Source organism: Thermococcus waiotapuensis (genome assembly GCF_055384795.1).
The window spans coordinates 1,220,270-1,243,393 of sequence record NZ_AP042429.1 but is presented as its reverse complement, the minus strand read 5'-3'; the positions used below and the strand labels follow the sequence as shown (position 1 = coordinate 1,243,393).

The window sequence follows — 23,124 nt, the reverse complement described above, 5'->3', positions numbered from 1 at the left end:
CTCAGGCACCCCTGGCGAGCTTTGCCAGGCCGTAGCCAGCCCCAAAGGTCAGGATGATCCCGAGCAGGCCCATGGCGAAGCTCTGGCCCCAGGTTTCGCCGTAGTCGAGAGGCGCTTGATAGACAGGCTTCTCCTCAAGGCCAACCTTTTCCATCGTCGTCTCCAGCCCGTCGGGATTGCTCGATGCAAAGGGCAACACTATGGCCAGGATAATGGCTACAATTATCAGCCCCTTAAAAACCGCCCTCATGCCGGCACCCCCTCAGTTGATGGGAGCTTCGCCCTCACGGCGTGAACTATCAGGACGGTGAGTACCGCCTCGCCTATTCCGATTATTGAGTGATAGCCCACCATCAGGGCGAGCACCCTGAGGAACGGGAGGCTGTGGCTGAGGCCTATCTCAACGCCGGCTAAAGCCGCCCCAAGGACGACTGAGAGCCAGGCTGAAAGGCCAATCGCTATGGTTTCGTTGATGCTCTTGAGCTTTGTGTAAAGGGCGTACCCTGCGAATGCCCCTACAATCCCCATGTTTAAGATGTTGGCCCCTATTGCCGTTATTCCCCCGTCCCCGAAGAGGAGCGTTTGTATGAGCAGAACCGCGGTCATTACAATTACCGCCGCGTAGGGCCCGAGGATTATTGCAACGAGCGTCGCCCCGAGGAGATGCCCGCTGACACCGCCTATTATCGGGAAGTTCACCATCTGGGCCGCGAAGATTCCGGCGGCGAAGAGGCCGAGGAGAGGGATTTTTTCCTCGGGGAAGTCCCTGAGCTTTTTCACAGAGTAGCCAACGGCTAAGGCCGTTATTAGATACGTGACCGCCATCATTGGCACGCTCAGAAGGCCATCAGGTATGTGCAACTCGGACACCTCCTTTGTGCCATCAATCCAAAGAAGAGTAGCACGCAATAAAAGCGTTTTTGAAACCGCATGTTACCAACCAAAGGTTTGAAACGGCCCTGCCAGAGCCATTAAGACAAGAAAAGGCAGGGGCTCAGAGGTAACCCCTGTCCTCCTCTTCCTGCTGCGGGGGCATGCTCTGCTCGAGCATCGCCCTCTGCATCTCCTGGACTTTCCTGAGTATCTCCTCGGTTTCCTTTGCCCTCTCGTCGAGGGCGGACATGTTTACCTCTATCCCCAATATCTTTGTGACTGCCGAGAGAACGACTTTGGCCGCCTTTGGATCAACGATGTAGCCCAGGCTCTCGCCGAGGAGGCTTATGCCGTACATCGAGCGGAGCTTGCCCATTCCCAGGAGCAGGCCAGCCGCCCCCACTATGGCTCCGCCCTCGTCTTCCCTCCAGATGACCTCAACCCCACAGCCTTCGAGCTTTGCCTTGTAGTGCTCTATGAGCCCCTCGTGTGTCACAGCCGCGAGAACCTTTGGCTCCCCCTGGAGCTCCGGGACCTGGTAGCCGCCCATGGTGATTATCTCCCTCACACCGAACTCCTGAACAAAGTCGAGCATTTTGCCAACGACCTCGTAGTGGCCAGGGCTATCGGTTGGGGGAACCTGCTGGTCGCCGGTGATGATTATCAAATCCCTGCCGTTCTCATTCGGGTTCTTCCAGTAGTAGAACTCGTTCTTCATGAGCTCGACGACCGAGTTCTTCTTGATGAGGACCTGGTGCATGAAATGGGGCGAGTAAAGCTCTGCAAACTTGACCGCGTTGAGTTCCTGGATGAGATGATCCGCCGCCAGCTTTCCAACCAGCCCTATCCCCGGGAGCCCCTCAATGAAAACCGGGTCCCTGAGGTTGGGCCTTTCAAGGAGGTAAATCATGGTCTCCTTCATGTCACTTCACCCCTATGCCCATTTGCTCGCGCTTCAGCCTGCGCCGGTACTCCCCGTAGGGATCTTCCGGCGAAAAGCGCGGCGGGTGGGCTACCCTTGTCTTTTCCCCGCAGACGGGGCAGGTTTCCTTAAGGGTATAGCGCCCGCACTTGGGGCACTTTTTTATCCTGAAGTGCATCAGCTACCCCTCTTCTTGACTTTCTTTATCCTCTTCTCCTTCCTTATGAGGGTCGCCTCTCCGCCCGCTTCTTTGATTACTCTCAGTATCTCCTCGGCTATGTCCTGAAGGACCTCCTCTGCCTTGTAGTAGTCGGGGGCAGTGACGTCAATCCTGTAGCGTGGCGCCCCCTGGTAGGTGAACTTGACTTCGATGTCTTTTTCCTCGTTAGCCCTGTCGCGCGCCCTTATGAGGGCTTCCTTGATGATTTCAACGCCGTTTGGCTTCGGAACTGTTATCTCGAACTCGGCATCTATGGTAACCTTTGGTATCTCAACGTAGGCCTCGACGATGGGCTTGAGGGCCTCGAGCCATTCATCGGAGACGAGGCCTTTCAGAGCCTCTATCCCGTTCTGGGCGGCGTTTTCAAAGGCTGCGTAGACTTCTCCGTACTTCTCCTCAAGCGGAACCCAGACTTCTCTCCATGCGGTCTCAAAGTCCTTTCCTATCTTCTCAGCCGCCATCTTGAGCAGGTTCTCGGCCTTTTGGGCCCTCTTGTACTCCTGGATCTTGGCCTTTCTCTGTTGCTGGTTGACGCGCTTTAGGCTCAAATCTATGTGTCCCTTCTCGGGGTCAACGCGTATGACCTTTGCAACTATCTTCTGTCCCTCTTTGAGGTAGTCCCTTATGTTCCTGACCCATGTGGGAGCGACCTCGCTTATGTGCATGAAGCCCTCCTTACCTGGGTACTCGTCAAGGGTGAGGAACGCACCGTAAGGGTGAACGGTCTTGACGGTGGCGACGACGAATTCCCCCTCTTCCGGGTATTCCCTGATCTTTCTTGGCATGAGAATCACCTCTCCTTTTACTCCCCAGGCACATAGGAGAAAGGCCTTTTTAAGCTTGTTGAATGATGGGGTGAATTCCCCGCGAATGGAAGTACATCAAAAAAGAATCAGGCGGGGTTGACATTCTGCTTTATGACGCGGATCAGTTTGGCCTCCTCGGCGAGAACTCTGAACTTTTCTTTCCTGACCGTTTCGAGCTTCTTGGCCACGTCCTCCCTCTGACGCGCCATCCTCACAAGCTTTGCCTCCTCGAGAATTAGCAACTCCTTCTGTTTTTTAACGACGTTTAATTTCCTTCTGAGCAGGTCTATCCCGTTCATGCAGTTCACCTGAAAAAGGGTAAGGATCCAAAAGTTTAAAAGGCTTTCGCTAACTGCCAATGTGACCTTCGTCAATAGGCGAAACAACTACCCGCCTGAAACTACGGGTATTACCTCAACGCTGGCCCCGTCTTCAACGGCCTCGTCTTCAATGGCCACCCTTCCGTTCACCCTGGCTATTGCATTCTCCGTGTTGAAGCCAACCTCTCTGAGCACGTCCTTGACGAGCATGCCCTTCTTCCATTCTATCTCCTTCTCTATTCCCCTTCCGAGTACTTTTACCCTGATCATCCTCATCACCGGTCCGATCTGAGAAAGGAGCCTTATAAACCCGACTGGGATTTCTCTTATGCAAAGGTTTATAAAACGTCCCCGGGAACACACACCAGTCGTGAAAACAGGTTGATGATCAGGGGTGATGCTCATGGGAAGGACCACGAAAGTTGGTTCCGCTGGAAGGTTCGGTCCTAGGTACGGTCTCAAGATAAGGAGAAGAGTGGCTGCCGTTGAGGCCAAGATGAGGCAGAAGCACGTCTGCCCTGTCTGCGGAAGGAAGGCCGTAAGGAGGATAAGCACAGGAATCTGGCAGTGCCAGAAGTGCGGGGCAACTTTCGCCGGCGGTGCCTACCTGCCGACCACTCCGGCTGGAAAGGTCGCAAAGCGCGTTGAGGTTCCCGAGGTTTGACTTCCTTCACTTTTGAGGTGAGCCGGATGGTCATGGCCGTTTATCGCTGTGCCAAGTGCGGAAGGGAAGTTGAGCTCGACCTCGAGAACACTAGGGAAGTCCGCTGCCCGTACTGCGGTAGCAAGATACTCTACAAGCCGAGACCCAAGGTCTCACGCAGGGTTAAAGCCATTTAAACTTCCACTTTCAGTTCGGGTTCCTCGAGGATCACTTCTCCACCAGGGAGGAGCGAGATGCTCATTGCGTGGATTTGAACGCCAGCTTTTCTAGCCTCCCTCAAAAGCCTCGCTATCTCCGGGTCACCTCCTTCGTTGGGTCTGAACTTTTCCACACCTGGCATGGCACCGATGAAGAATATCATCGCTTCTTTTCCTGCTCTTTTGAGTTCGATGAGTTCTTTTATGTGCCTCCGCCCCCGTGTTGACGGACAGTCCGGGTACATTGCGTATTCCCCTCTTACGCCTCCCCTCAACACGGCGCTCTTCATCTCGGCGTAGACTTCTCCCTTTGGGCACTCGAATAGGTAATCGAGGCGGGATTCCCCCACGGTTACCTCTTTCCTCTTTATAGAGCAGTTCTTTAGCCATGGGATTAGACCCAGCTCAACCGCCCTCTCAAAAGCCCTGGCCTGAGTTCCCGTGTCCACTATTGCCCCTCTCCCGTTCAGGTCCTCAAAGGCCACCAAAATTAAGTCCGTCTTTCCGCCGGTTTTGGGGACGCAGAAGGCCTTCCTTCCAGGAACCATGAACTCCCCCAGCCTTCCGGTGTTCGTAACCAGGGCCCTCCTAGTTTCCCCTTTAACTTCCACCAGAGCGACGAAGCGGTTGAGCCTCTTCAGGAATGTACACTTGATTACGTTTAGTCTGAGCAGTTCCCCGGCCATTTGAACACCCCTCAGATTGCTCCAATCCTCCCGAGGTAGATAAGCTTAAATATCTCGCGAACGACATTTAGACGGAAATCTAAACGGAGGCGGTTGCCATGGTGGACTTCGAACTGCTTAAGAAGATCGTTGAAGCCCCAGGAGTTTCCGGCTACGAGTTCCTTGGGGTAAGGGACGTGGTTATCGAAGCTTTCAAGCCCTACGTTGACGAGATAAAGGTGGACAAGCTCGGAAACGTCATAGCCCACAAGAAGGGTTCCGGGCCGAAGGTAATGCTTGCGGCCCACATGGACCAGATAGGCCTCATGGTTACAAACATCGAGAAGAACGGGTTCCTCCGCGTTGCCCCCGTCGGCGGCGTTGACCCCAGGACGCTGATAGCCCAGAGGTTTAAAGTCTGGATCGGGCCTAACGAGTTCATCTACGGCGTCGGCGGAAGCGTTCCGCCGCACATCCAGAAGCCTGAGGACAGGAACAAGGCCCCGACCTGGGAACAGGTTTTCATCGACATCGGAGCAGAGAGCGAGGAGGAAGCCAGGGGGATGGGCGTTAAGGTGGGTACCGTTATCACCTGGGATGGCAGGCTTGAGCGCCTGGGGAAGCACCGCCTCGTGAGCATAGCCTTCGACGACAGAATAGCGGTTTACACCCTCGTTAAGGCTGCCCAGGAGCTTGAGAAGAGCGACGCCGATATATACTTCGTCGCCACAGTCCAGGAGGAGGTCGGCCTCCGCGGTGCAAAGGTTTCTGCCTTTGGAATTGACCCCGACTACGGCTTTGCCATCGACGTCACCATAGCGGCCGACGTTCCCGGGACACCTGAGCACAAGCAGATAACCCAGCTCGGAAAGGGAACGGCGATAAAGATCATGGATCGCTCGGTCATCTGCCACCCGACGATAGTGAGGTGGATGGAGGAGCTGGCTAAGAGGTACGAGATACCCTACCAGTGGGACATCCTGCTCGGTGGGGGAACTGACGCCGGGGCGATACACCTCAACAAGGCAGGTGTCCCAACGGGAGCGATAAGCGTTCCAGCGCGCTATATACACTCCAACGCTGAAGTTGTCGACGAGAGGGACGTCGATGCCGGAGTCAAGCTCATGGTCAAAGTCCTTGAGCACATAGACGAGCTCAAGGTCTGATTCTTTCTCTTCATGTGGCTTTCCTCAGAAACTCTTTTAACGGCATACCCTTATGTACTCAGAAAGTAAGGAAAGGAGCGGGTGCACCCATGTGTGGAATAATAGGGTACATCGGTGACAGAAATGTGGCCGAAGTCATAGTGAAGGGGCTGAAGAGGCTTGAGTACAGGGGCTATGATTCCGCCGGCATCGTAACCGCCGACAGGGAAACGGTGGAAATAAGGAAAGGCGCCGGGAGGATAGATAACCTTGCAGAGAGGCTCGGCTTCCTTGCTATGGATGGCAACAGGGGAATCGGCCACACGAGATGGGCAACTCACGGCGTTCCAAACGATATCAACGCTCACCCCCATAAGGACTGCACCGGAAGGATAGTCCTCGTGCACAATGGAATAATCGAGAATTTTGTCGAGCTTAAGGGGGAGCTCCTGAAGAGGGGCCACAGGTTCGAGAGCGACACCGATACCGAAGTGATCGCCCACCTCATAGAGGAAGAACTCAAAAACTCGGAAAACTTTGAAGAAGCCCTCAGGAGGGCCTTAAAGAGGCTCAAGGGCTCCTTTGCACTCGCCATAGTCTACGCTGATGAACCCGACAGGCTCTACGTTGTCAGAAACGAGAGCCCCCTCGTCCTCGGAATAGGAAAAGGCGAGATGTTCGCCGCCAGCGACGTTCCGGCTTTCCTGGAGTACACGAAGGAGGCGGTCTTCCTGGACGATGGTGAGTACGCCGTTATAACCAAGAACTCCTACGTCGTGAAGCGGATTAACACCGGCGAAATCGTCGAGAAACCGGTTCATAAGATAACGTGGACGCTGGAAATGGCCGAAAAGTCTGGCTTTCCGCATTTCATGCTCAAGGAGATCCACGAGCAACCCAGCGCTGTCAGGGACGCCATACACGGCAACAGGGAAATGGTAAGATCGGTTGCGGAAGAGATAGCGAAGTACGAAAAGGTCATCTTCGTGGCCATGGGGACTTCCTATCATGCTGCCCTCGTTGGCAAATACCTCTTCCAGAGGCTCGCAAAGAAAGTCCCCCTCGTTGAGGAGGCGAGCGAGTTCAGGTATGAATTCGAGGATCTGGTTGATGAGAACACCCTCGTGATAGCCATAACACAGAGCGGGGAAACCGCCGACACGCTCGCGGCAATGAAGCTCGCAAAGAGGAAAGGTGCCAGGGTTCTCGCCATTGTAAACGTTGTTGGGAGCATGGCCACGAGGATAGCTGATTTAACCCTCTACACTCACGCAGGCCCTGAGATAGGTGTTGCCGCAACCAAAACCTACACGACCCAGCTCACAGTTCTCACGATGCTCGCCATAGAGACCGCCAGAGCGCTCGGAAGCGCCGATGAGGAATACCTCAGGAGCCTGGAGAAACAGCTTGACTCCATTCCGGTGCTAATTGAAAAGGCCCTCTCCCACGGGGAAGCGTTAAAAGAACTCGCCGAAAGCCTAAGGGACAGGAGGGACTTCTTCTACGTCGGCAGGGGAATAAGCTTCCCCACTGCCCTGGAAGGCGCCCTCAAGCTCAAGGAGATAAGCTACATCCACGCCGAAGGGCTTTCCGCAGGCGAGCTCAAGCATGGCCCGCTGGCCCTCCTCGAGAAGGGGGTTCCTGTGGTCGCGATAGCCCCTTCAGGGAAAACCTTCGACAAGATGATGGGCAACATAGAGGAGGCGAGAGCAAGGGGAGCCATGATAATAGCCCTCTCCGACAGGGAAGAGGTCGGCAGGATAAGCGACGTCTGGATAGAGATGCCCGAGCTGGATGAGCTTTTGACTCCTATAGTTTATGTCGTTCCACTCCAGCTTATGGCCTATCATTTAGCCGTTTTGAGGGGCAACGACCCCGATAAGCCCAGGAACCTGGCAAAATCCGTTACAGTTGAATGAAGGAGGTTGCAGACATGGTGAAGAACGTTGATAAAAAGAAGAATAAACCAACCAAAAAACCCCCGGAGCCTGAATCCCTTAAGAAGCTCGCGGGGGTTTATCCAAAGCTGAAAACCTACGGGATTGCCGTAGCTGTGCTCATAATTGCCTACTACGGCTACCTCATAAGAATGAAAACAGCGAAACTGAATTATTTTGTTGATCCGGACACCTTCTACCACTTCGAGATCTTCCAGGAGGCCGTGAAGCACGGCATACCGAGCTACTTCGCCTATGCAGACCCACCGACCGGAATAAAGCTCGGCGGCTCGCTCGGTCTCTACGTCATCCCGGCCAAGGTTTACAACCTCATGTTCAGCCATCTCGGCTACTCGGAGCTCGACTTCTTCAAGATGTGGACTCCGCTGGTGGGCGCCATAACCATAATAGGGATATACCTCCTGGGCAGGAAGCTCCACTCGGACTGGGCAGGCTTCTGGGCGGCGGTGTTCCTTGCTTTCTCCTACTCCAACTACTCCAAGACCTACTCGGGCAACGCCAGGGGTGAGGCGCCGTTCCTTATGTTCTTCGTCTTTGCAGTCTTAGCGATGGCCTACTACCTCGACGAGGGGGCTGACTGGAAGGATCTCCGGAAGGCATGGAAGAAAATCCTCTGGGGAGTGCTCTTCATAGTCTTCAGCTGGCTCTTCATGATGAGCTGGGATGGAAGCCAGTTCGGTCTCGGTGTGCTCATAGCCTTCATGGGGCTCCACCCGGTAATCCTATTCACCTTCGGGAGGATCAATGAGCTCAGGAAGTTCGCCTACGAGTTCTACCCGCTGATGCTCATAGTCCTCCTGGGGGCCCTGCCTATGACGGGCATTCCCCTCATCGGCTACAGACCTTTCATAGTCTTCGCCCTTGAAGTTTACCTTGCCATAGTGGCACTGACCGCGGTGATGCTCTTCGGAGAAAAAGCTGGCCTCAACTACTCCGACAAGAAGCACAGGTTTGGAACGGTCATAGGAGTCGGCCTCCTCGGGTTCATAGCGGCGTACGCCTACTTCGGGAGGGACCTCTGGAAGTTCCTGGCAGGCGCATACCAGTCGAACCCGCTCTACCAGACCGTTGCGGAGCTCGCCGGCACCAACTGGGGCTACGTGAAGGACGTCTTCAGCATCCACTACGTCAACGGAGCTGGCCAGGACGGCATGCTCTACATATTCTCTCTGATAGGCTTCCTCATTCTCCTCTCCAGGATGGGGTGGAAGCTCCACAGGGGCGACATAACCAGCTACAAGGAGGTCTTCCTGGCCACCTACTATGCAGCGGCCACTTACTTCCTCTGGAGTGCCGTCAGGTTCAGCTTCCAGGCGTCGGGCGCGGTTATGCTGCTGGCCGGTCTCCTCCTCGGGGAGGTCATAACCCTCGTTGAAAAAATGAAAGAAACCCTCGGAACTAAGGCAATGTACGCGGTTGTTTTGGCGCTTCTCCTCCTGCCTCTCCCGGTGATAGGTGCGAAAGACATGGGCAAGATGGCAGGGGATATGACCGCTGGCGAGCAGGTTCCCCAGAGCTGGCAGGACACACTCCTCTGGATGAGGAACAACACTAACCCGCTCGACAGCGCCACCAGTTGGTGGGATTATGGGTACTGGATCGAGTCAAGCCTTCTCTCACAGAGGAGGGCATCAACGGACGGTGGCCACGCATACGACAGGAGGTATATCCTCGCGAAGTTCTTCTCGCACAGTGGAAACGATGGTGAGGTAGACTTCGAGGCCTGGGGCCTGAATTATCTCATCGCATGGCAGAGCGATATATTTAAGTTCAACGCCATAAGCTACCTCGGCGGTGCCATAACCTACGGGGAGTACGAGAACAACCCAATGTTCATGCCTGTTGGAGCCCAGTACGGCTCAACGATAGGATTTGACAACACAACGGGGACGTACTACGTCGCGGTTTCTTACAATGGAGGGATCCTCCAGTACGTGCCTGAAATAATAGTTGACCTGTCCACGGGTTCCGTCTACCAGAACAAGCAGCCCAACGTTCCCTACGTCCTCTACGTCTATCCTGGAGAAGGAATACTGGCGTACGACAAGATAGCCTTCAGCAACTTCGTCCAGCTCGCCTTCAACTACGTTGACCCGAGGAACATAACGGACTCCCTCAAGCTCTGGGCCAACTTCAAGCTCGTCAAATCCACCGGAGACGTCAACACCTACAACTTCACTCCCTTTGGAGTTTACAGGATGGACGTGCTGGTCAACGGAACGGCCTCAAATGGCACCTGGGTTCCAATATACACGTCCTTCATGGGTAAGGGCAGGCTCGAAATTCCGGAGGGGAACACCACCGTCCCGCTGCTCGGCAACCACACCTTCAGGGTCTACATCTCTGCCTTCGGAAGGGACGTTGAGAACGGGACACTGGTATTCGAGGCCTACAACAACGGGACCCTGGTGAGCAGGGAAATCCTCGCCAGGAACCTCTACATCAACCACCTCAACGAGACCCCGATAACGGTCAACATCGACGTTCCCAACGCCACCAATTACAGGCTGGTGCTCATACAGGAGGGCCCCGTTGGCGTTTTGAACGGGCCGGTGAAGGTGAACGGCAAGGAGGTCAGTCCGAGCTTCCCGATAGCTCCTGGCGAGAGCGGGGACATGGAGCTTACAGCGGCATTCAAAGAGGACTACAGCAACGTAACCCTCGCCCTGAGGGCCAGCATCGTCTACTACCTAACCCCCAACGGCAAGGACATCTACAAGGACAACTTCTACCTTGACCCCTACCAGGAGATCATCACCTACATACCCGTCAAGAGCGGAATGAGCGTTAAGGCGGGGGACAACGTGATAAAAGCCCACGTCAGTGTCCCGGGAGACGTCTTCTCGGCGTACATAGAGAAGCTCAAGGAGGAGTACGGCGACAACTTCGTGGTTTACAGTGAGAGGCTCGAGCCGGTGTTCATAACAGAGAAGGAGTACGTCGTGTGGGAGGGGGTGAACTAGCCCCTCCCAATCTTTGCCAAGGCAGACTTCACTCGTGCTCCCTTCTCTTCTCCTCTCTGGCCCGAATGTAGTCGAGCAGGGGCTTTATCCTCTTCCAGACCTCCTCTATTGGTCCTCCTCCATCGACGCGAACGTAAATGCCCTTTCCGCGGTAGAACTTTATTATCGGCTCCATGTTTTTTGCGTAGATCTGGTACCTCTTTCGCACTACCTCCTCCCTATCGTCAGGCCTCTGGATGAGCTTTGATCCGCAGAGGTCGCAGACCTCCGGCACCCTGGGTGGGTTGTACTTCACGTGGTAAACGGCGCCGCAGTTTGGGCATATCCTCCTCCCGGAGATCCTCTCCACGCTTTCATCCTCCCCTATGAAAATCTCAAGGGCCAGGTCGAGCCTTATCCCGTGGTCGTAGAGGTAGTTCTCGAGCGCTATCACCTGCTCGGGCGTTCTTGGGTAGCCGTCGAGTATGAAGTTCTCTCTCTGCCTTCTGAGTTTTGAGATTATCAGGGTGTTCACTATCGTATCAGGTATCAGGTCGCCCCTGCTGAGGTAAGCGGCCATCTCAAGCCCCAGGGGGCTTTTTTGCTCTATCTCGTACCTTATAATGTCCCCGGAGGATACGTAGGCCAGGCCATAGTCCTCGACGATCCTCCTCGAGTGGGTGCTCTTTCCGGAACCGGGCGGCCCAAACATCAATATGTTCATCGGTGACCACCAATAAGGATTTATGTGCTTGAGTAGAATAAACTTTTGGTGATGCCCATGAAGTTGAGCACCGGCTACGTTCGGGCCTCGGGCTATGCCTACAAAGTTAGGAGGGTTCTCTTTGCACTGACGCGAGGAAAGGTCGAGCCCAGGGAAGTGGTCAGGGCCGCCGGAGAGCTCAACCAGAGAATATTCGAGAAGCTCCAGGAGCTCGGGGTTGAGAGGGGCGACGTTGTCAGGATTACCGTGCCTTTCAAAATCGAAGACGGTAGAATAGCGTGGGACTACGAAAACCTCCACGTTGAGGTTTACAGAAAGAGCGAGGAAGAAAAGCTTGCCAAGGCCATGGAGGAGGTTGAGGAGCGGGAGAAGCAGCTGGAAGAGAGGATCAAAGAACTGGAGGGCGTTGCAGTTCAGCTCAAAGCCCTCTCCGAAGAGCTCATGGAGAAGCTCGAGCGCCTTAAGGAAGAGCACACCTCACTGAAGCTAAGGGCCGAGGAATGAGCTGTTTCCTTTTCAAATTTCCGAGTCCCCACTTCACTCCTGGGACGAATTTACAACTGTTATCCCCTTTGGGCTGTTTTGTCAGCGCCAAGTTGAAAGCTTGGACGTTTCAGTCGGACACCAAAAGGCATTTAAATACTAAAGTGTAGCTTAATGTGCAGAACTTAGCTGGGGGTACAAAAATGAACTCGGCTGTGGTTATCTTGATAGCGGCTGCCATATATTTGGGCATGTACTTTACCTATGGCAAGAGCCTCCAGAACAAGGTCGTTAGAGCCGACCCCAACAGACCAACGCCGGCGCACAGGCTCTATGACGGAGTTGACTACGTTCCAGCACACCCACTGGTCCTTTATGGGCACCACTTCGCATCGATAGCAGGCGCGGGCCCGATAACAGGCCCCGCAATCGCAATGGCATGGGGTTGGTTGCCAGGACTCATATGGGTCTGGTTTGGAAACGTCTTCATCGGTGCCGTCCATGACTATCTATCACTGATGTCATCTGTCCGCTACGATGGCAAATCCGTGCAGTGGATCGCGGGGAAGCTCATGAGCAAGAGGACCGGTGTATCCTTTGAGGTCTACATCTGGTTCACCCTCCTTCTGGTTGTGGCCGCTTTCGTTGCGGTCACGGCACAGCTGCTGACAACCACTCCAGAGGCGGCAACTGCAACGCTGCTCTTCCTTGTGGTGGCCGTTATACTCGGCTGGCTGCTCTACAAGGTGAAGATGGAGTTCAAACTTGCAACCCTGGTGGGCCTCATCCTTCTGGTAATATCAGTTTGGCTTGGCCTCAAGTACCCCCTGGTCTTTGTTGAAGGGCAGACCAAGCTAAATTCCGCTGCCTACACCACCGCGTACCACTACTGGAACATAATCCTCATGGTTTATATCATCATAGCAGCCTCCCTTCCGGTCTGGATACTCCTCCAGCCCAGGGACTACATGAACGCTTACATCCTCTGGTTCGGCCTTATTTTCGGAAGCATCGCCCTCCTGTTCCTCGCCAAGAACTTTACGGCTCCAGCGTACACCACTTGGAGCGCCAAGGTCGTCACCGGGGTAACCAACGAGGGATCGAAAGCTGTAGCCTCGCCGTTCTGGCCTACGATACCACTCATAATAGCATGCGGTTCCCTGAGTGGATTCCATTCCCTCGTAGGTTCTGGAACAAGTTCAAAACAGCTTGACAATGAGATCCATGGCCTCCTCGTCGGCTATGGTGGGATGTTCACTGAGGGCTTCCTTTCGACCGTAGTCATAACCTCCATAGCCATCTACGGCGTCCAGCTCACCGGTCTCCAGCCAGACCAGTGGGGACTCCACTACATTGAGAAGGGCGGCCTTGGAACCTTCATTGGAAGCTACGCCAAGGCTGTTAGCGAGTTTTACGGCGTAAGTGAGACCTTCGGAAAGACTTTCGCGACCCTCTGGGTCTCGGCCTTCACATTGACTTCTCTCGACACCGCAACGAGGCTCGGAAGGTTTGCCTGGCAGGAGCTCTTCGGAATGGTCGCCGACACGAGCAAGGGGGCTATGAAGTTTATAACCAACAAGTGGGTCGCCTCTACAATAATCGCCGGTCTCGGAACCTACCTCGCATGGGGAGCCAGCTACAAGGTCATCTGGCCTGCCTTCAGCGCCATGAACCAGATGCTTGCCAGCATAGCCCTCATGACAGGGGCTCTCTGGGCCGCCAAGGTGCAGAGGGCAGGCTCATGGAGCTGGGCCATCCTCATACCGGCGCTCTTCCTCTGGATTACAGTTACCGCCGCAATGTTATGGTACATCATCTACGTCCCGATGGTCGGAAGGTACCTGATAGCGGTCAAGGGCGCCCTGGTGGTAAGCCTGCTCCTGAACCTCCTCCTCATTTGGGACTTCTGGATCGCGTGGAAGAAGCCCGAGGAGGATTACGCCGCGAGTGCGGCCTGATTTTGATTTTCTCTTTTTTGATCGTTGAAATTTCTGGAGGGTATAGAATGCCCGGGAGAATCTTAGAGAACCTCCAGGACTTCCTGAAGGGCGTTGAACAGTCGTTTCGGGAGCAGTCAACCGGGTACTTAGAATTCGAGCTGAGGGAGCTTGAGAACGTTTTCGCACTCCTTCTGATGGGATCCTTCGTCGGACTTCCGAGCCCGCCGACAACCCTAACCCTGAGGTTGCTTCCCCATATGGCGAGGGAGCTGTATGTAATGCAAAGGAGAGCCGAGAATATGGACGACATTCTCGGAGAGCTCGCAGGGCTCTTCGACATAACTTAAGGTGGTGGACATGAGGGAATACTTTCTGCCTAGGAAGGGCTACCGCGTCCTCTTTGTGATAGGGAAAGGTGGGGTGGGAAAGACCACAACCTCAGCTTCCATAGCCGCTGCACTGGCTGAAAAGGGGTACAAAACGCTCATCGTCTCACTCGATCCGGCCCACAACCTCGGTGACGTCTTCATGATTAAGCTGGGTGACAGGCCCAAGAAGCTTGCCGAGAACCTCTACGCGAGCGAGCTCGACATGGAGAAGCTCATCAAGGACTACCTTGGACACCTGGAAAAAAACCTAAAGCATGCCTACCGCTATCTGACCGTCATAAACCTCGAGAAGTATTTCCAAGTTCTGAGCTACTCACCGGGGATAGAGGAGTACGCCACGCTCGAAGCCATAAAGGACATTCTCATGAAGGGGGATGAGTGGGACGTGATAGTCTTCGACACCCCGCCCACTGGCCTTACCCTCCGCGTTCTGGCGCTCCCCCGGATATCTCTCATCTGGGCGGACAAGCTCATAGACATCAGGAGGAAGATACTGGAGAAGCGTGCCGCCATAGCCAACATTCAGGGGCCGTTAAAGTTCAAGATGGGTGAGGAAGAGGCTGAGCTGCCAACGGAGGAGAGCAGGGATGAAGTGATGAAAGAGCTCAAAAAATACCGCTCGGAGGTTCAATTCGTGGATGACGTTATAACTGACCCAGATAAGACGAGCGTCGTTGCGGTGATGAACCCCGAGGCACTGCCCCTGTACGAGACCATCAGGGCAAGGGACGCACTGAAGAAATTCGGAGTTCCATTCAGGCTCATCGTTGTGAACAAAGTTATCAACGTTTCCGGAGAAATCCCAGAGCTGAAGGTAAAGCTCGATGCCCAGAAGAAGGTAATGGAGCAGATCGAGGAGGAGTTCAGGGGGATGGAAGTACTCAAAATTCCCATGTTCGCGGAGGAGCCCCGGGGTATGGAGTGGCTTAGGAGGCTCGGGGGAATGATAGTTGGGGATTGAGGAAGAGGTCATTAAACGGCTGAAGAACGTGAAAGATCCCTTAACTGAGGAGAACATAGTGGACATGGGCATGGTTGTTTCGATCGTTGAGGAAGAGGGGGAAGTAAAGCTTTACCTCGAACTCTCCAGGGGAGCCCAGGGGCCTTTTATGAATGCACTCACCTGGCCCGTTCAGGCCAAGATAGTGAGAGAGGTTGTTGCGGTTCTCTCGGATTTGGGGAAGGTTGAAATACTTGACGCGAGGAGCTTTCAGAGGTACTATCCGGGGGATGATTGAGATGGATAATCAACTGCTGATGGTGATTATAATCTTCCTGGCCGGAATCGCAACGCTTCAGTACTTCAGGGGCAGGAAGCTCAACCTTCTACTGATGCAGCACTACATAAGGTCAGTAAAGGACGTGATAAAGCCGGAGGATGAGACATACACCTGGCTTGGCGGTTACATCGGATTCAGAGCGGAGTACAAGATAAACCGTGACAATCTGCGGAAGCTTGAATATACCCTCACGCTCCTCCCGCGACACAGCCTTCTCTACTTTCCGATAGCACTGCTCACCAGCAGGCACGACAAGCTCTACATCGTCGTAAGGCCATTCTCCCAGATAAAGAGAGAGGCCCATCTAATTCAGAAGAACTACTACCGGCTCAAGCCCGACATAGAGAACGAACCTCTCCTCCAGAAGGGGGAAGTGGAGATATCCAGGAAGAAGTACGAGGCGCTTTTTGAGAAGAAACGTGATATAGAAAAGCTCAAATCACTCATTGAAAGCCTCTCCAAGCCGGCTAACATCAAGCACGTAGCACTGACCCCAAAGACGAACGTCTTCTACGTCCAGATGAAGCCGGAGCCCGAGACCATTGGGGAGGACATCAGGAAGATTGTGGAGTTCGTAAACGGGGAAATAAAGGAGAGCCCGTTTTCTCAATGACTCCTCTCATTTTTCCATGGAGAAAACGTTAAATCCTCTTCTCATGTATTCTATGGCCAGGTGACTGTCGTGGAAGTCTACAAGGCTAAGTTTGGAACACCCGAGAAGGGTTGGGTCGTGCTCGTCCATGGCCTTGGCGAGCACAGCGGAAGGTATGGAAAGCTGATAAAGATGCTCAACGAAGCCGGCTTCGCCGTTTACACCTTTGACTGGCCCGGGCATGGCAAAAGCCCTGGCAAAAGGGGGCACACGAGCGTTGAAGAGGCTATGGAAATAATTGATTCCATAATTGAAGAATTAGGTGAAAAGCCCTTCCTCTTCGGCCACAGCCTCGGTGGTTTGACGGTTATAAGATATGCCGAGACGAGGCCAGAAAAAATAAGGGGAGTGATAGCTTCTTCACCGGCTCTGGCAAAAAGCCCTGAAACGCCGGGCTTCCTTGTGGCCCTGGTGAAGTTTCTCGGCAGAGTCGCTCCGGGCTTAACTCTCTCCAACGGCATAAAGCCGGAACTCCTGTCAAGGAATCCGGAGGCCGTTAAGGCCTACGTGGAAGACCCGCTTGTCCACGACAGGATCTCAACGAAGCTCGGGAGGAGCATCTTCGAGAACATGGGGAAGGCCCAGAAAGAGGCAGAGAGGATAAAAGTCCCGGTTCTTCTCCTCGTTGGGACGGGCGATGTGATAACTCCTCCGGAAGGCTCGAGGGAACTCTTCGGGAAGCTTAAGGTAGAAGACAAAGAGCTGAAGGAGTTTCCAGGGGCTTACCACGAGATATTCGAAGACCCCGAGTGGGGGGAGGCCTTACACAGGGAAATAGTTGAGTGGTTGCTGGGGCACTCTAACGCTTAGATGTTCTCCCTTCTATCTATTACGTGCTCCAGCTCCGGCCCGGTCTTTATCAGCGCAACTGGAACGCCAACGCGCTCCTCTATCTCCTCCACGAACTCCTTTGCCTTCTTCGGGAGCTTATCGTAGTCAGTGACACCAAAGGCATCCCTATCGTACTTGTCGAGCATTGTCAAAGCGAGCATAGTAGCACCGTTGATTCTGGCAGAGTAGCGGGCAAACTCGAAGTCGAACCAGCCCACGCGGCGCCTTCTCCCGGTAACGGTTCCATACTCGACCAGGCCGAGCCTATCTGCCTCTTCCTGGCTCATCTCCGTTGGAAACGGACCAGCGCCAACCCTCGTCGGGAAGCTCTTGAAGACGACGATGACATCGTCCACCCTTGTCGGCCCGATTCCCACGTCGCTCGCGACCGCTGAGGCCGTTGTGTCCTTTGATGTCACGTAGGGGTAGGTGCCGTAGTAAAGGCTCAGCCCGAAGCCCTGGGTTCCCTCAACGAGAACGAGCTTGCCCTCATCCAGGGCGTCGTTGACTTCCGCGGCAACGTCTGTAAGGTAAGGCCCAAGTTCTGGGATGTCCTTGGCAAGCTTTGCCCTCCGCATAACTCTATCCGCGTTCGCTGGCCCGCAACCGCTTCCCGTTGTTCCTATCTTATCGTGGAGGTAGTCGCTCGTCCTGTCGAGTTCTTTATGCTTCTCCTCGATTATCGCACAGCGGGCGTCAACGCCGACCCTCTCGGCAACTTTGAAGTCCCTGAGCGCTTCGAGCTCGTGGAAAAACACTCCGGGATCAACCAGAACGCCAGCGCCAACTAAAAGCCTCGCCTTCGTCTGCATGAAACCCGTCGGAAGCTGCCTCACCGCGTACTTCTTGCCGTTTATAAAAACGCTGTGGCCCGCGTTTGTCCCTACGCCGCCGCGCGCTATAACGTCGGGCTCGTCCCTTAGGGCGAGGTAAGCTATAACGGAACCCTTTCCCTCGTCACCCCATTGGCCGCCAACAACGATGTAGCTCGGCATGGCTTCTTACCCATGTTTAAGTCAAGAAGGGGTTTATAACGGTTTCGAAGTTGACATTATGTTGTTTACAAGCGGCGCATACTTACTCCGATCGCGAAAAGGATAAAACCTTTGACCTCCAAATAGTTGGGGGAACGCCATGCCGGAAGTTGAGCCCCTACTGTCTGGAAAGAGCGTAGTCTTTAGGGCCAGGCCAAACGGGGAGGTTGTGCTCGAGCTGTCCCTGGATGATCTGGCAGATATACTTGAGTTCAGGTACGCCATGCCCTGGAACAAGAGCAAGGACATCATGGAGAAGGCCGCTCTCATAATAGCTGACGTCGTTTACATCCTCCAAAACGTCGAGGGGAAGGTTGACAAAGCCCTGCTACTGGACATGGTCAAGAAGAGGAAGTATTTTTAAGCCGATGTAATCCAGTGGTTTCATGCTGAGGAACAAGCTAATAGTTGTAACCGGGGGAGCAGGTTTCATAGGCTCCCATCTAGCTGAAGAGCTCGCCAGGGACAACGAGGTCATAGTGATCGACAACCTCTACACCGGGAAGGAGGAGAACGTCCCACCAGGGGCGAAGCTGGTAAAGGCTGACGTCAGGGACTATCAGAGCATAGCCGAGTTGATAAGCAACGCGGACTACGTCTTCCACGAGGCCGCACAGGTAAGCGTCGTCGAGAGCGTTAGAGATCCGGTTTTCACGGAGGAGGTAAACGTCATAGGGACGCTCAACATCCTCAGGGCCCTTCTCGAGGGCCACGGGAAGCTTATCTTTGCATCCTCCGCCGCCGTCTATGGGGACAATCCAAATCTTCCACTTAAAGAAACGGAGAGGCCGAGGCCCCTCTCGCCCTACGGCGTCACGAAGGCAACTGCTGAAGAATACCTCCGGGTCTTCCACGAGCTCTACGGTTTACCCGTGGTTGCTCTCCGCTACTTCAACGTCTTCGGGCCAAGGCAGGGGTCTAACCAGTACGCCGGAGTTATAAGCATCTTCATAAACCGCGCTTTGAAGAACGAGCCCCTCGTCATCTTTGGCAATGGAAAGCAGACGCGCGATTTCATCTACGTTAAGGACGTCGTCAAGGCGAACCTCCTCGTTGCGGAGAGCAGGGAAGCGAACGGCGGGGTCTTCAACGTGGCAACGGGTAAGGAGACGAGTATCCTTGAGCTGGCTATGAAGGTCATCGAAATAACTGGCTCTAAAGCTTCGATAATCTTCGACAAGCCGAGACCTGGTGACATAAGGTACAGCCTCGCGGACATAGGCGAGATAAGGAAGCTCGGCTTCGAACCCGAGTGGTCACTGGAGGAGGGGCTCAAGAAGACGGTGGAGTGGTATTCATCGCAGCTGAAATGACCTCCGGCCAGGCCGGCCGATAAGGTTTATTAACCCCGGTGATGATGGTATAACCGGTGGTCATTACGGTTTCCATACCTCGTCCGATCGACCCTACCCTTATAAAGAAGATACGCAAGGAACTGGGAATAACACAGGAGGAGCTGGCCAAAAAGTCCGGGGTTACGCAGGCTTATATAGCCAAACTCGAGAGCGGTAAAGTTGATCCCAGGCTCTCGACCTTTAACAGGATTCTCCAGGCTCTCCTGGAGTGTAAAAAGGCCCTGCCCAAGGCAAGGGATGTTATGTCTTCACCCGTCATCTCGGTCAAGCCCTATGAGAAAGTCGAAGACGTCATAAAACTCATGAATGCCCACAACATTTCCCAGATACCGGTAATAAGCGGCAATAAGGTCGTGGGCTCGGTGACGGAGAGGGCCCTGGTGAGGCGCAGTCTGGAGTACGAAAATATATACGACAGGAAAGTCGTCGAGGTTATGGACGAACCTTTCCCAATAGTGAACGAGGAGGAGGATCTGGAAGTTGTCAAATACCTTCTGGAAGAACATCCGGCAGTGCTTATCCAGGATAAAAACGGAAAGGTCGTGGGCATAATCACGAGGGTTGACATTTTTAAAAGAAAGGAGTGAAAAACCCTTTAAAGGGTGGGGGAAAGGAGAGGGAGGTGATGATAATGGCGGAGAGAAACGAGAAGCTTGAACGTCTGGCTTACGAGTATCAGCTTCTCCAGGCCCAGGCACAGTTGCTGGCCCAGAACCTGGAACTTTTGACCTTAGGAAGAAACGAGTTCCTAGCCGTCAGGGAGACCCTGGAGAAGCTTGAAAAAGTGGAAGAGGAAAAACCCGAGATCCTTGTTCCAATCGGGGCTGGATCGTTTCTTAAAGGGGTCGTAGTTGATAAGAAACACGCCATAGTCAGCGTCGGGGCGGGTTATGCTGTGGAGAAGGAGATAAAGGATGCAGTCTCCTACCTGGAGGGAAGAATCCGGGATTACGATGAGGCCATAGCGAGAACCCAGGAGGCCCTTAATAGGCTTGAGCTTCAGCTTCAGGAGCTCGCCAAAAAAGCCCAAGAACTTCAGAAGTGATTTTTATTATTTCTCCTGCCTCGCCCTTAGGGCTGGAAGGATCGATCGAAGCCAGGAACCGCCAAACCGGAGATGTTTCTGAGATTCTCTTTGACTTCCTCTGGATACCTCCGTTTTGCGGAAGGACGCGCTGATGGAGCTATTCGTTAAAAGCCCCGGAGGTCATCCTTTCAGGTTTGTCTCCTTCTCCACCGCCTTTAGCGTGGACTCAATGCGGCTTAAAAGTCCCTTTAGGGCCTCCTGGGGGGCCTTGGCGTAGTAAACGTAGCCCAGCCAGCCCCTGTTTACGAGCGTTCTCTCGATCAGGCCCAGTTCAAGGAGGTGCTTCAGCTTCTCCCTGACGATTCTCTCCGACAGGCCGAGGGCTTTCGCAATCTGTCTAGGCGTCAGCGACTCCCGCTGAAGAAGGGAGTAAATCCTGATTTCCGTTTCCCCGAGTTCAAAGAATTTCAGGCCCCTCGAGAGGATCCGGAGGATGTCTTCCATACCTTCCCCTCTGAAATTTTTCTTTCATACCTGTTCACGGATCGGTGAAAAGATTTATAACATTTTCCTCAAGGGGGGAGGTGGTGAAGGCCATGGCATCGGTTTCAGCGGTGATCAAGAACCTCCGGCCCTTCGAGGGAAGGGATTACGTTGCCCTGATAGGACTGGCCCTTTTTATGAACCTCCAGGAAGCAGGGCCGGAAAAATTGATAGCAGCCTTTATAGCCGGCGTCTTTTTCGTGTGGTACGCGTTCTCGATAAACAACTGCTTTGACGTTGACACGGATTCGCTGAACCCGGTTAAGGCCCGTAAGAACCCGGTGGTGTCCGGGGAGCTGACGCTGAAGGAAGGGCTTGTGCTGTCAGGCCTCCTCGCAACGGCTGGAATGGCTCTCGCCTTTACCCTAAATCGAGAGGCCTTTGCGGTTTACGCCCTCATGACGGCCCTCGCAACCCTCTACTCCGCTCCACCGAGGTTAAAGGCGAGGTCGGTGGTGGATGTCCTCTCCCATGGGCTTTTCTTCGGCGGATTACCATTCCTGTACGGTGCGCTGGTCGATGGGAGCCTTTCGCGGACGGAAGCATGGATTACAGTTGCCATGACCTTTTACTCGTTCGCCCTTGAGCTGAGGAACCACCTTGAGGACTACGAGAGCGACCTAAAGGCCGGACTGAGGACAACGTCCGTGGTAATCGGTAAGGGAAAGAGCGAGGCTCTCGTGGACATCTTTTCGCTCCTCGCCATAGGGATAGTCCTCTACACCTTCACTCTGCCAGTGGCCGTCCTCTCATCCCTGGTGGTGGCCAGGAGGGGTTTGGACCTTGATTCAAAAACTGCCTACCGTACCTTCGATGCGGCAATGAGCGCAGTGCTCCTCCTCGCGGGGGGAGGTTCATGAGGATAGCCCTCGTCAGCGACTGGTACTATCCAAAGGTCGGCGGAGTGGCCAGTCACATGCACTACCTTGCCCTTCACCTCCGGAAGAGGGGCCACGAGGTTGCCATAGTGACGAACGACCTCAAGACAGGAAAGGAGGAAGAGCTTGAGGAACTGGGAATTGAACTCGTTAAGGTTCCGGGAACCATTAGCCCCCTCCTCGACATAAACATAACTTACAGCCTGAAGTCCAATCTAGAGCTTGGGGAGTTCCTGGGGGACTTTGAAGTGGTTCATGCGCACCACGCCTTCACGCCTCTGTCGCTGAAAGCTGTGAAGGCCGGGCGGAACCTCGGAAAGGCCACTTTGTTGACGACCCACAGCATTTCCTTCTCCCACGAATCACCCCTTTGGAGGGCCCTGGGCTTGACCTTTCCACTGTTCAACCATTACCTGAGCTTTTCCCACGAGATAATAGCGGTCAGCAACGCCGCAAAGGCATTCATAGAGCACTTTACCGACGTCCCCGCCAGGGTAGTCCCCAACGGGGTTGACGACGAGGTCTTCAGGCCCCTCAGTCAAAAGGAAAAGGAGCGCGTGAAGGAGGAGCTCGGAATTGGGGGGCGCGTTGTTTTGTACGTCAGCAGGATGTCCTTCAGGAAGGGGCCTCACGTCCTCCTCAATGCTTTCCAGAACATTGCCCGGGAGGTGGATGATGTAACCCTCGTGATGGTTGGCTCGGGCGAGATGCTGCCATTCCTGAAGGCGCAGGCCAGATTCCTTGGAATCGAGGACAGGGTTATCTTCACAGGCTACGTGTCTGGAAGTACTCTTCCCAAGCTTTTCGGGATGGCGGACGTCTTTGTGCTTCCCTCCACAACTGCGGAGGCCTTTGGTATAGTAATCCTCGAAGCCATGGCCTCAGGGATTCCGGTCATAGCTTCAAACGTTGGAGGGATTCCAGAGGTCGTCAAGGAAAGCGGAAGCGGTCTTTTGGTTCCGCCCGGTGATGAGTTGGCTCTTAAAGAGGCAGTTCAGACCATTCTGGGTGATGAAAAACTGGCGGAGGAACTTGGAAAGGCCGGAAGAAGGGCGGTGGAAAGGAAATACTCCTGGAAAGTTGTTGCCTCGGAGATAGAGAGGGTTTATAATGAGGTCCTCTCAACTTTGGAGTAGCAAACCCGTGGCGATGAGGAGCCTCACGGTAGCTGAACCATGATGATGGGTATACTATCCGAGCCGCTACTCTTTTAACCCCTTTGGAGAGGATAAAACGAGCGATGACGACCTCTAGGGTATCTGACGGAAGAATGATG

General features: G+C 54.2%; 29 protein-coding genes. 18 read left to right on the top strand and 11 right to left on the bottom strand.

Annotated elements, in window-relative coordinates; translation table 11 throughout:
* Position 1 precedes the first annotated feature (1 nt).
* From ACZ47M_RS06895 to ACZ47M_RS06865, 7 genes are all read right to left on the bottom strand, one after another.
* Positions 2–250 carry a PDGLE domain-containing protein gene (locus tag ACZ47M_RS06895; protein WP_315342532.1) on the bottom strand — a complete coding sequence of 83 codons (249 nt, stop codon included), beginning with the start codon at positions 248–250 and terminating at the stop codon, positions 2–4.
* Positions 247–861 (bottom strand): energy-coupling factor ABC transporter permease, encoded by a 615-nt coding sequence (locus ACZ47M_RS06890; protein ID WP_315342534.1) that lies wholly within the window; start codon positions 859–861, stop codon positions 247–249. The genes ACZ47M_RS06895 and ACZ47M_RS06890 overlap by 4 nt, the downstream gene beginning before the upstream one ends.
* 133 nt (positions 862–994) lie before the next feature.
* Positions 995–1,795 (bottom strand): proteasome assembly chaperone family protein, encoded by an 801-nt coding sequence (locus ACZ47M_RS06885; protein ID WP_315342536.1) that lies wholly within the window; start codon positions 1,793–1,795, stop codon positions 995–997.
* A gap of 1 nt (position 1,796) precedes the next feature.
* On the bottom strand, positions 1,797–1,973 hold the full coding sequence (locus ACZ47M_RS06880) for an RNA-protein complex protein Nop10 (protein ID WP_315342538.1): 177 nt from the start codon (positions 1,971–1,973) through the stop codon (positions 1,797–1,799).
* Positions 1,973–2,800 (bottom strand): translation initiation factor IF-2 subunit alpha, encoded by an 828-nt coding sequence (locus tag ACZ47M_RS06875; protein WP_464883388.1) that lies wholly within the window; start codon positions 2,798–2,800, stop codon positions 1,973–1,975. Before ACZ47M_RS06875 ends, ACZ47M_RS06880 begins: the two co-directional genes overlap by 1 nt.
* A gap of 107 nt (positions 2,801–2,907) precedes the next feature.
* A complete protein-coding gene (locus ACZ47M_RS06870; RefSeq protein ID WP_315342645.1) occupies positions 2,908–3,120 on the bottom strand; it encodes a hypothetical protein in 213 nt (70 codons plus the stop codon).
* An 87-nt stretch (positions 3,121–3,207) separates the two neighbouring features.
* Positions 3,208–3,411, bottom strand: a complete 204-nt coding sequence (locus ACZ47M_RS06865) for a MoaD/ThiS family protein (protein WP_315342647.1) — start codon at positions 3,409–3,411, stop codon at positions 3,208–3,210.
* Positions 3,412–3,544: 133 nt separating this feature from the next.
* On the opposite strand from ACZ47M_RS06865, the gene ACZ47M_RS06860 reads away from it, so the two are divergent.
* Positions 3,545–3,805 (top strand): 50S ribosomal protein L37ae, encoded by a 261-nt coding sequence (locus ACZ47M_RS06860; protein WP_010478762.1) that lies wholly within the window; start codon positions 3,545–3,547, stop codon positions 3,803–3,805.
* A 26-nt stretch (positions 3,806–3,831) separates the two neighbouring features.
* A complete protein-coding gene (locus ACZ47M_RS06855) occupies positions 3,832–3,981 on the top strand; it encodes a DNA-directed RNA polymerase subunit P (protein ID WP_010478759.1) in 150 nt (49 codons plus the stop codon).
* Here ACZ47M_RS06855 and sfsA read toward each other — a convergent pair.
* Positions 3,978–4,688 (bottom strand): DNA/RNA nuclease SfsA, encoded by a 711-nt coding sequence (sfsA, locus tag ACZ47M_RS06850; RefSeq protein ID WP_315342542.1) that lies wholly within the window; start codon positions 4,686–4,688, stop codon positions 3,978–3,980. The genes ACZ47M_RS06855 and sfsA overlap by 4 nt on opposite strands.
* 98 nt (positions 4,689–4,786) lie before the next feature.
* Between sfsA and ACZ47M_RS06845 the strand changes: the two genes are divergently transcribed.
* The 3 genes from ACZ47M_RS06845 (at position 4,787) to ACZ47M_RS06835 (ending at position 10,733) form a co-directional block, all read left to right on the top strand.
* Positions 4,787–5,833 (top strand): M42 family metallopeptidase, encoded by a 1,047-nt coding sequence (locus ACZ47M_RS06845; protein WP_315342543.1) that lies wholly within the window; start codon positions 4,787–4,789, stop codon positions 5,831–5,833.
* Positions 5,834–5,922: 89 nt separating this feature from the next.
* Positions 5,923–7,731, top strand: coding sequence for a glutamine--fructose-6-phosphate transaminase (isomerizing) (gene glmS / locus ACZ47M_RS06840; protein WP_315342544.1), 1,809 nt, complete (start codon positions 5,923–5,925; stop codon positions 7,729–7,731).
* Between the two features lie 14 nt (positions 7,732–7,745).
* Positions 7,746–10,733, top strand: a complete 2,988-nt coding sequence (locus tag ACZ47M_RS06835; protein WP_464883387.1) for a peptide transporter — start codon at positions 7,746–7,748, stop codon at positions 10,731–10,733.
* Positions 10,734–10,761: 28 nt separating this feature from the next.
* Here ACZ47M_RS06835 and ACZ47M_RS06830 read toward each other — a convergent pair whose 3' ends face one another.
* The gene (locus ACZ47M_RS06830; protein WP_315342547.1) at positions 10,762–11,436 is read right to left on the bottom strand and encodes an adenylate kinase; all 675 of its coding nucleotides are present in this window, start codon (positions 11,434–11,436) and stop codon (positions 10,762–10,764) included.
* A 57-nt stretch (positions 11,437–11,493) separates the two neighbouring features.
* Between ACZ47M_RS06830 and ACZ47M_RS06825 the strand changes: the two genes are divergently transcribed.
* The 7 genes from ACZ47M_RS06825 to ACZ47M_RS06795 all read left to right on the top strand — a co-directional run bounded on the left by ACZ47M_RS06825 (position 11,494) and on the right by ACZ47M_RS06795 (position 16,990).
* Positions 11,494–11,940 carry a single- stranded DNA-binding family protein gene (locus tag ACZ47M_RS06825; protein ID WP_315342649.1) on the top strand — a complete coding sequence of 149 codons (447 nt, stop codon included), beginning with the start codon at positions 11,494–11,496 and terminating at the stop codon, positions 11,938–11,940.
* Between the two features lie 182 nt (positions 11,941–12,122).
* Positions 12,123–13,877 (top strand): carbon starvation CstA family protein, encoded by a 1,755-nt coding sequence (locus tag ACZ47M_RS06820; protein ID WP_315342549.1) that lies wholly within the window; start codon positions 12,123–12,125, stop codon positions 13,875–13,877.
* A gap of 47 nt (positions 13,878–13,924) precedes the next feature.
* On the top strand, positions 13,925–14,206 hold the full coding sequence (locus tag ACZ47M_RS06815) for a DUF7990 family protein (protein WP_315342551.1): 282 nt from the start codon (positions 13,925–13,927) through the stop codon (positions 14,204–14,206).
* A 10-nt stretch (positions 14,207–14,216) separates the two neighbouring features.
* Complete coding sequence (locus ACZ47M_RS06810) at positions 14,217–15,209, top strand: ArsA family ATPase (RefSeq protein ID WP_315342651.1); 993 nt, start codon at positions 14,217–14,219, stop codon at positions 15,207–15,209.
* Positions 15,199–15,486, top strand: coding sequence for an iron-sulfur cluster assembly protein (locus ACZ47M_RS06805; RefSeq protein WP_315342553.1), 288 nt, complete (start codon positions 15,199–15,201; stop codon positions 15,484–15,486). The genes ACZ47M_RS06810 and ACZ47M_RS06805 overlap by 11 nt, the downstream gene beginning before the upstream one ends.
* A 1-nt stretch (position 15,487) precedes the next feature.
* Positions 15,488–16,141, top strand: a complete 654-nt coding sequence (locus ACZ47M_RS06800; protein ID WP_315342653.1) for a hypothetical protein — start codon at positions 15,488–15,490, stop codon at positions 16,139–16,141.
* A 69-nt stretch (positions 16,142–16,210) separates the two neighbouring features.
* Complete coding sequence (locus ACZ47M_RS06795; protein WP_315342655.1) at positions 16,211–16,990, top strand: alpha/beta hydrolase; 780 nt, start codon at positions 16,211–16,213, stop codon at positions 16,988–16,990.
* On the opposite strand, the gene ACZ47M_RS06790 is transcribed toward ACZ47M_RS06795, so the two are convergent.
* Complete coding sequence (locus ACZ47M_RS06790) at positions 16,987–18,006, bottom strand: adenylosuccinate synthetase (RefSeq protein WP_315342555.1); 1,020 nt, start codon at positions 18,004–18,006, stop codon at positions 16,987–16,989. The genes ACZ47M_RS06795 and ACZ47M_RS06790 overlap by 4 nt on opposite strands.
* A 139-nt stretch (positions 18,007–18,145) precedes the next feature.
* Between ACZ47M_RS06790 and ACZ47M_RS06785 the strand changes: the two genes are divergently transcribed.
* From ACZ47M_RS06785 to pfdA, 4 genes are read left to right on the top strand one after another with little or no spacing between them, the layout of a single operon-like run.
* A complete protein-coding gene (locus ACZ47M_RS06785) occupies positions 18,146–18,409 on the top strand; it encodes a hypothetical protein (RefSeq protein WP_315342557.1) in 264 nt (87 codons plus the stop codon).
* 22 nt (positions 18,410–18,431) lie between these two features.
* On the top strand, positions 18,432–19,358 hold the full coding sequence (locus ACZ47M_RS06780) for an SDR family oxidoreductase (protein ID WP_315342558.1): 927 nt from the start codon (positions 18,432–18,434) through the stop codon (positions 19,356–19,358).
* Between the two features lie 56 nt (positions 19,359–19,414).
* Positions 19,415–19,987: a CBS domain-containing protein gene (locus ACZ47M_RS06775; protein WP_315342560.1), complete on the top strand. Its 573-nt coding sequence runs from the start codon at positions 19,415–19,417 to the stop codon at positions 19,985–19,987.
* A gap of 44 nt (positions 19,988–20,031) precedes the next feature.
* Positions 20,032–20,445: a prefoldin subunit alpha gene (pfdA, locus tag ACZ47M_RS06770; RefSeq protein WP_315342657.1), complete on the top strand. Its 414-nt coding sequence runs from the start codon at positions 20,032–20,034 to the stop codon at positions 20,443–20,445.
* A 162-nt stretch (positions 20,446–20,607) separates the two neighbouring features.
* Here pfdA and ACZ47M_RS06765 read toward each other — a convergent pair whose 3' ends face one another.
* The gene (locus ACZ47M_RS06765) at positions 20,608–20,931 is read right to left on the bottom strand and encodes a helix-turn-helix domain-containing protein (protein WP_315342562.1); all 324 of its coding nucleotides are present in this window, start codon (positions 20,929–20,931) and stop codon (positions 20,608–20,610) included.
* A gap of 92 nt (positions 20,932–21,023) precedes the next feature.
* Between ACZ47M_RS06765 and ACZ47M_RS06760 the strand changes: the two genes are divergently transcribed.
* Both ACZ47M_RS06760 and ACZ47M_RS06755 read left to right on the top strand, forming a co-directional pair.
* The gene (locus ACZ47M_RS06760; protein WP_315342659.1) at positions 21,024–21,830 is read left to right on the top strand and encodes a UbiA prenyltransferase family protein; all 807 of its coding nucleotides are present in this window, start codon (positions 21,024–21,026) and stop codon (positions 21,828–21,830) included.
* Positions 21,827–22,984: a glycosyltransferase family 4 protein gene (locus tag ACZ47M_RS06755; RefSeq protein WP_315342564.1), complete on the top strand. Its 1,158-nt coding sequence runs from the start codon at positions 21,827–21,829 to the stop codon at positions 22,982–22,984. The genes ACZ47M_RS06760 and ACZ47M_RS06755 overlap by 4 nt, the downstream gene beginning before the upstream one ends.
* The last annotated feature ends 140 nt before the right edge of the window (positions 22,985–23,124 follow it).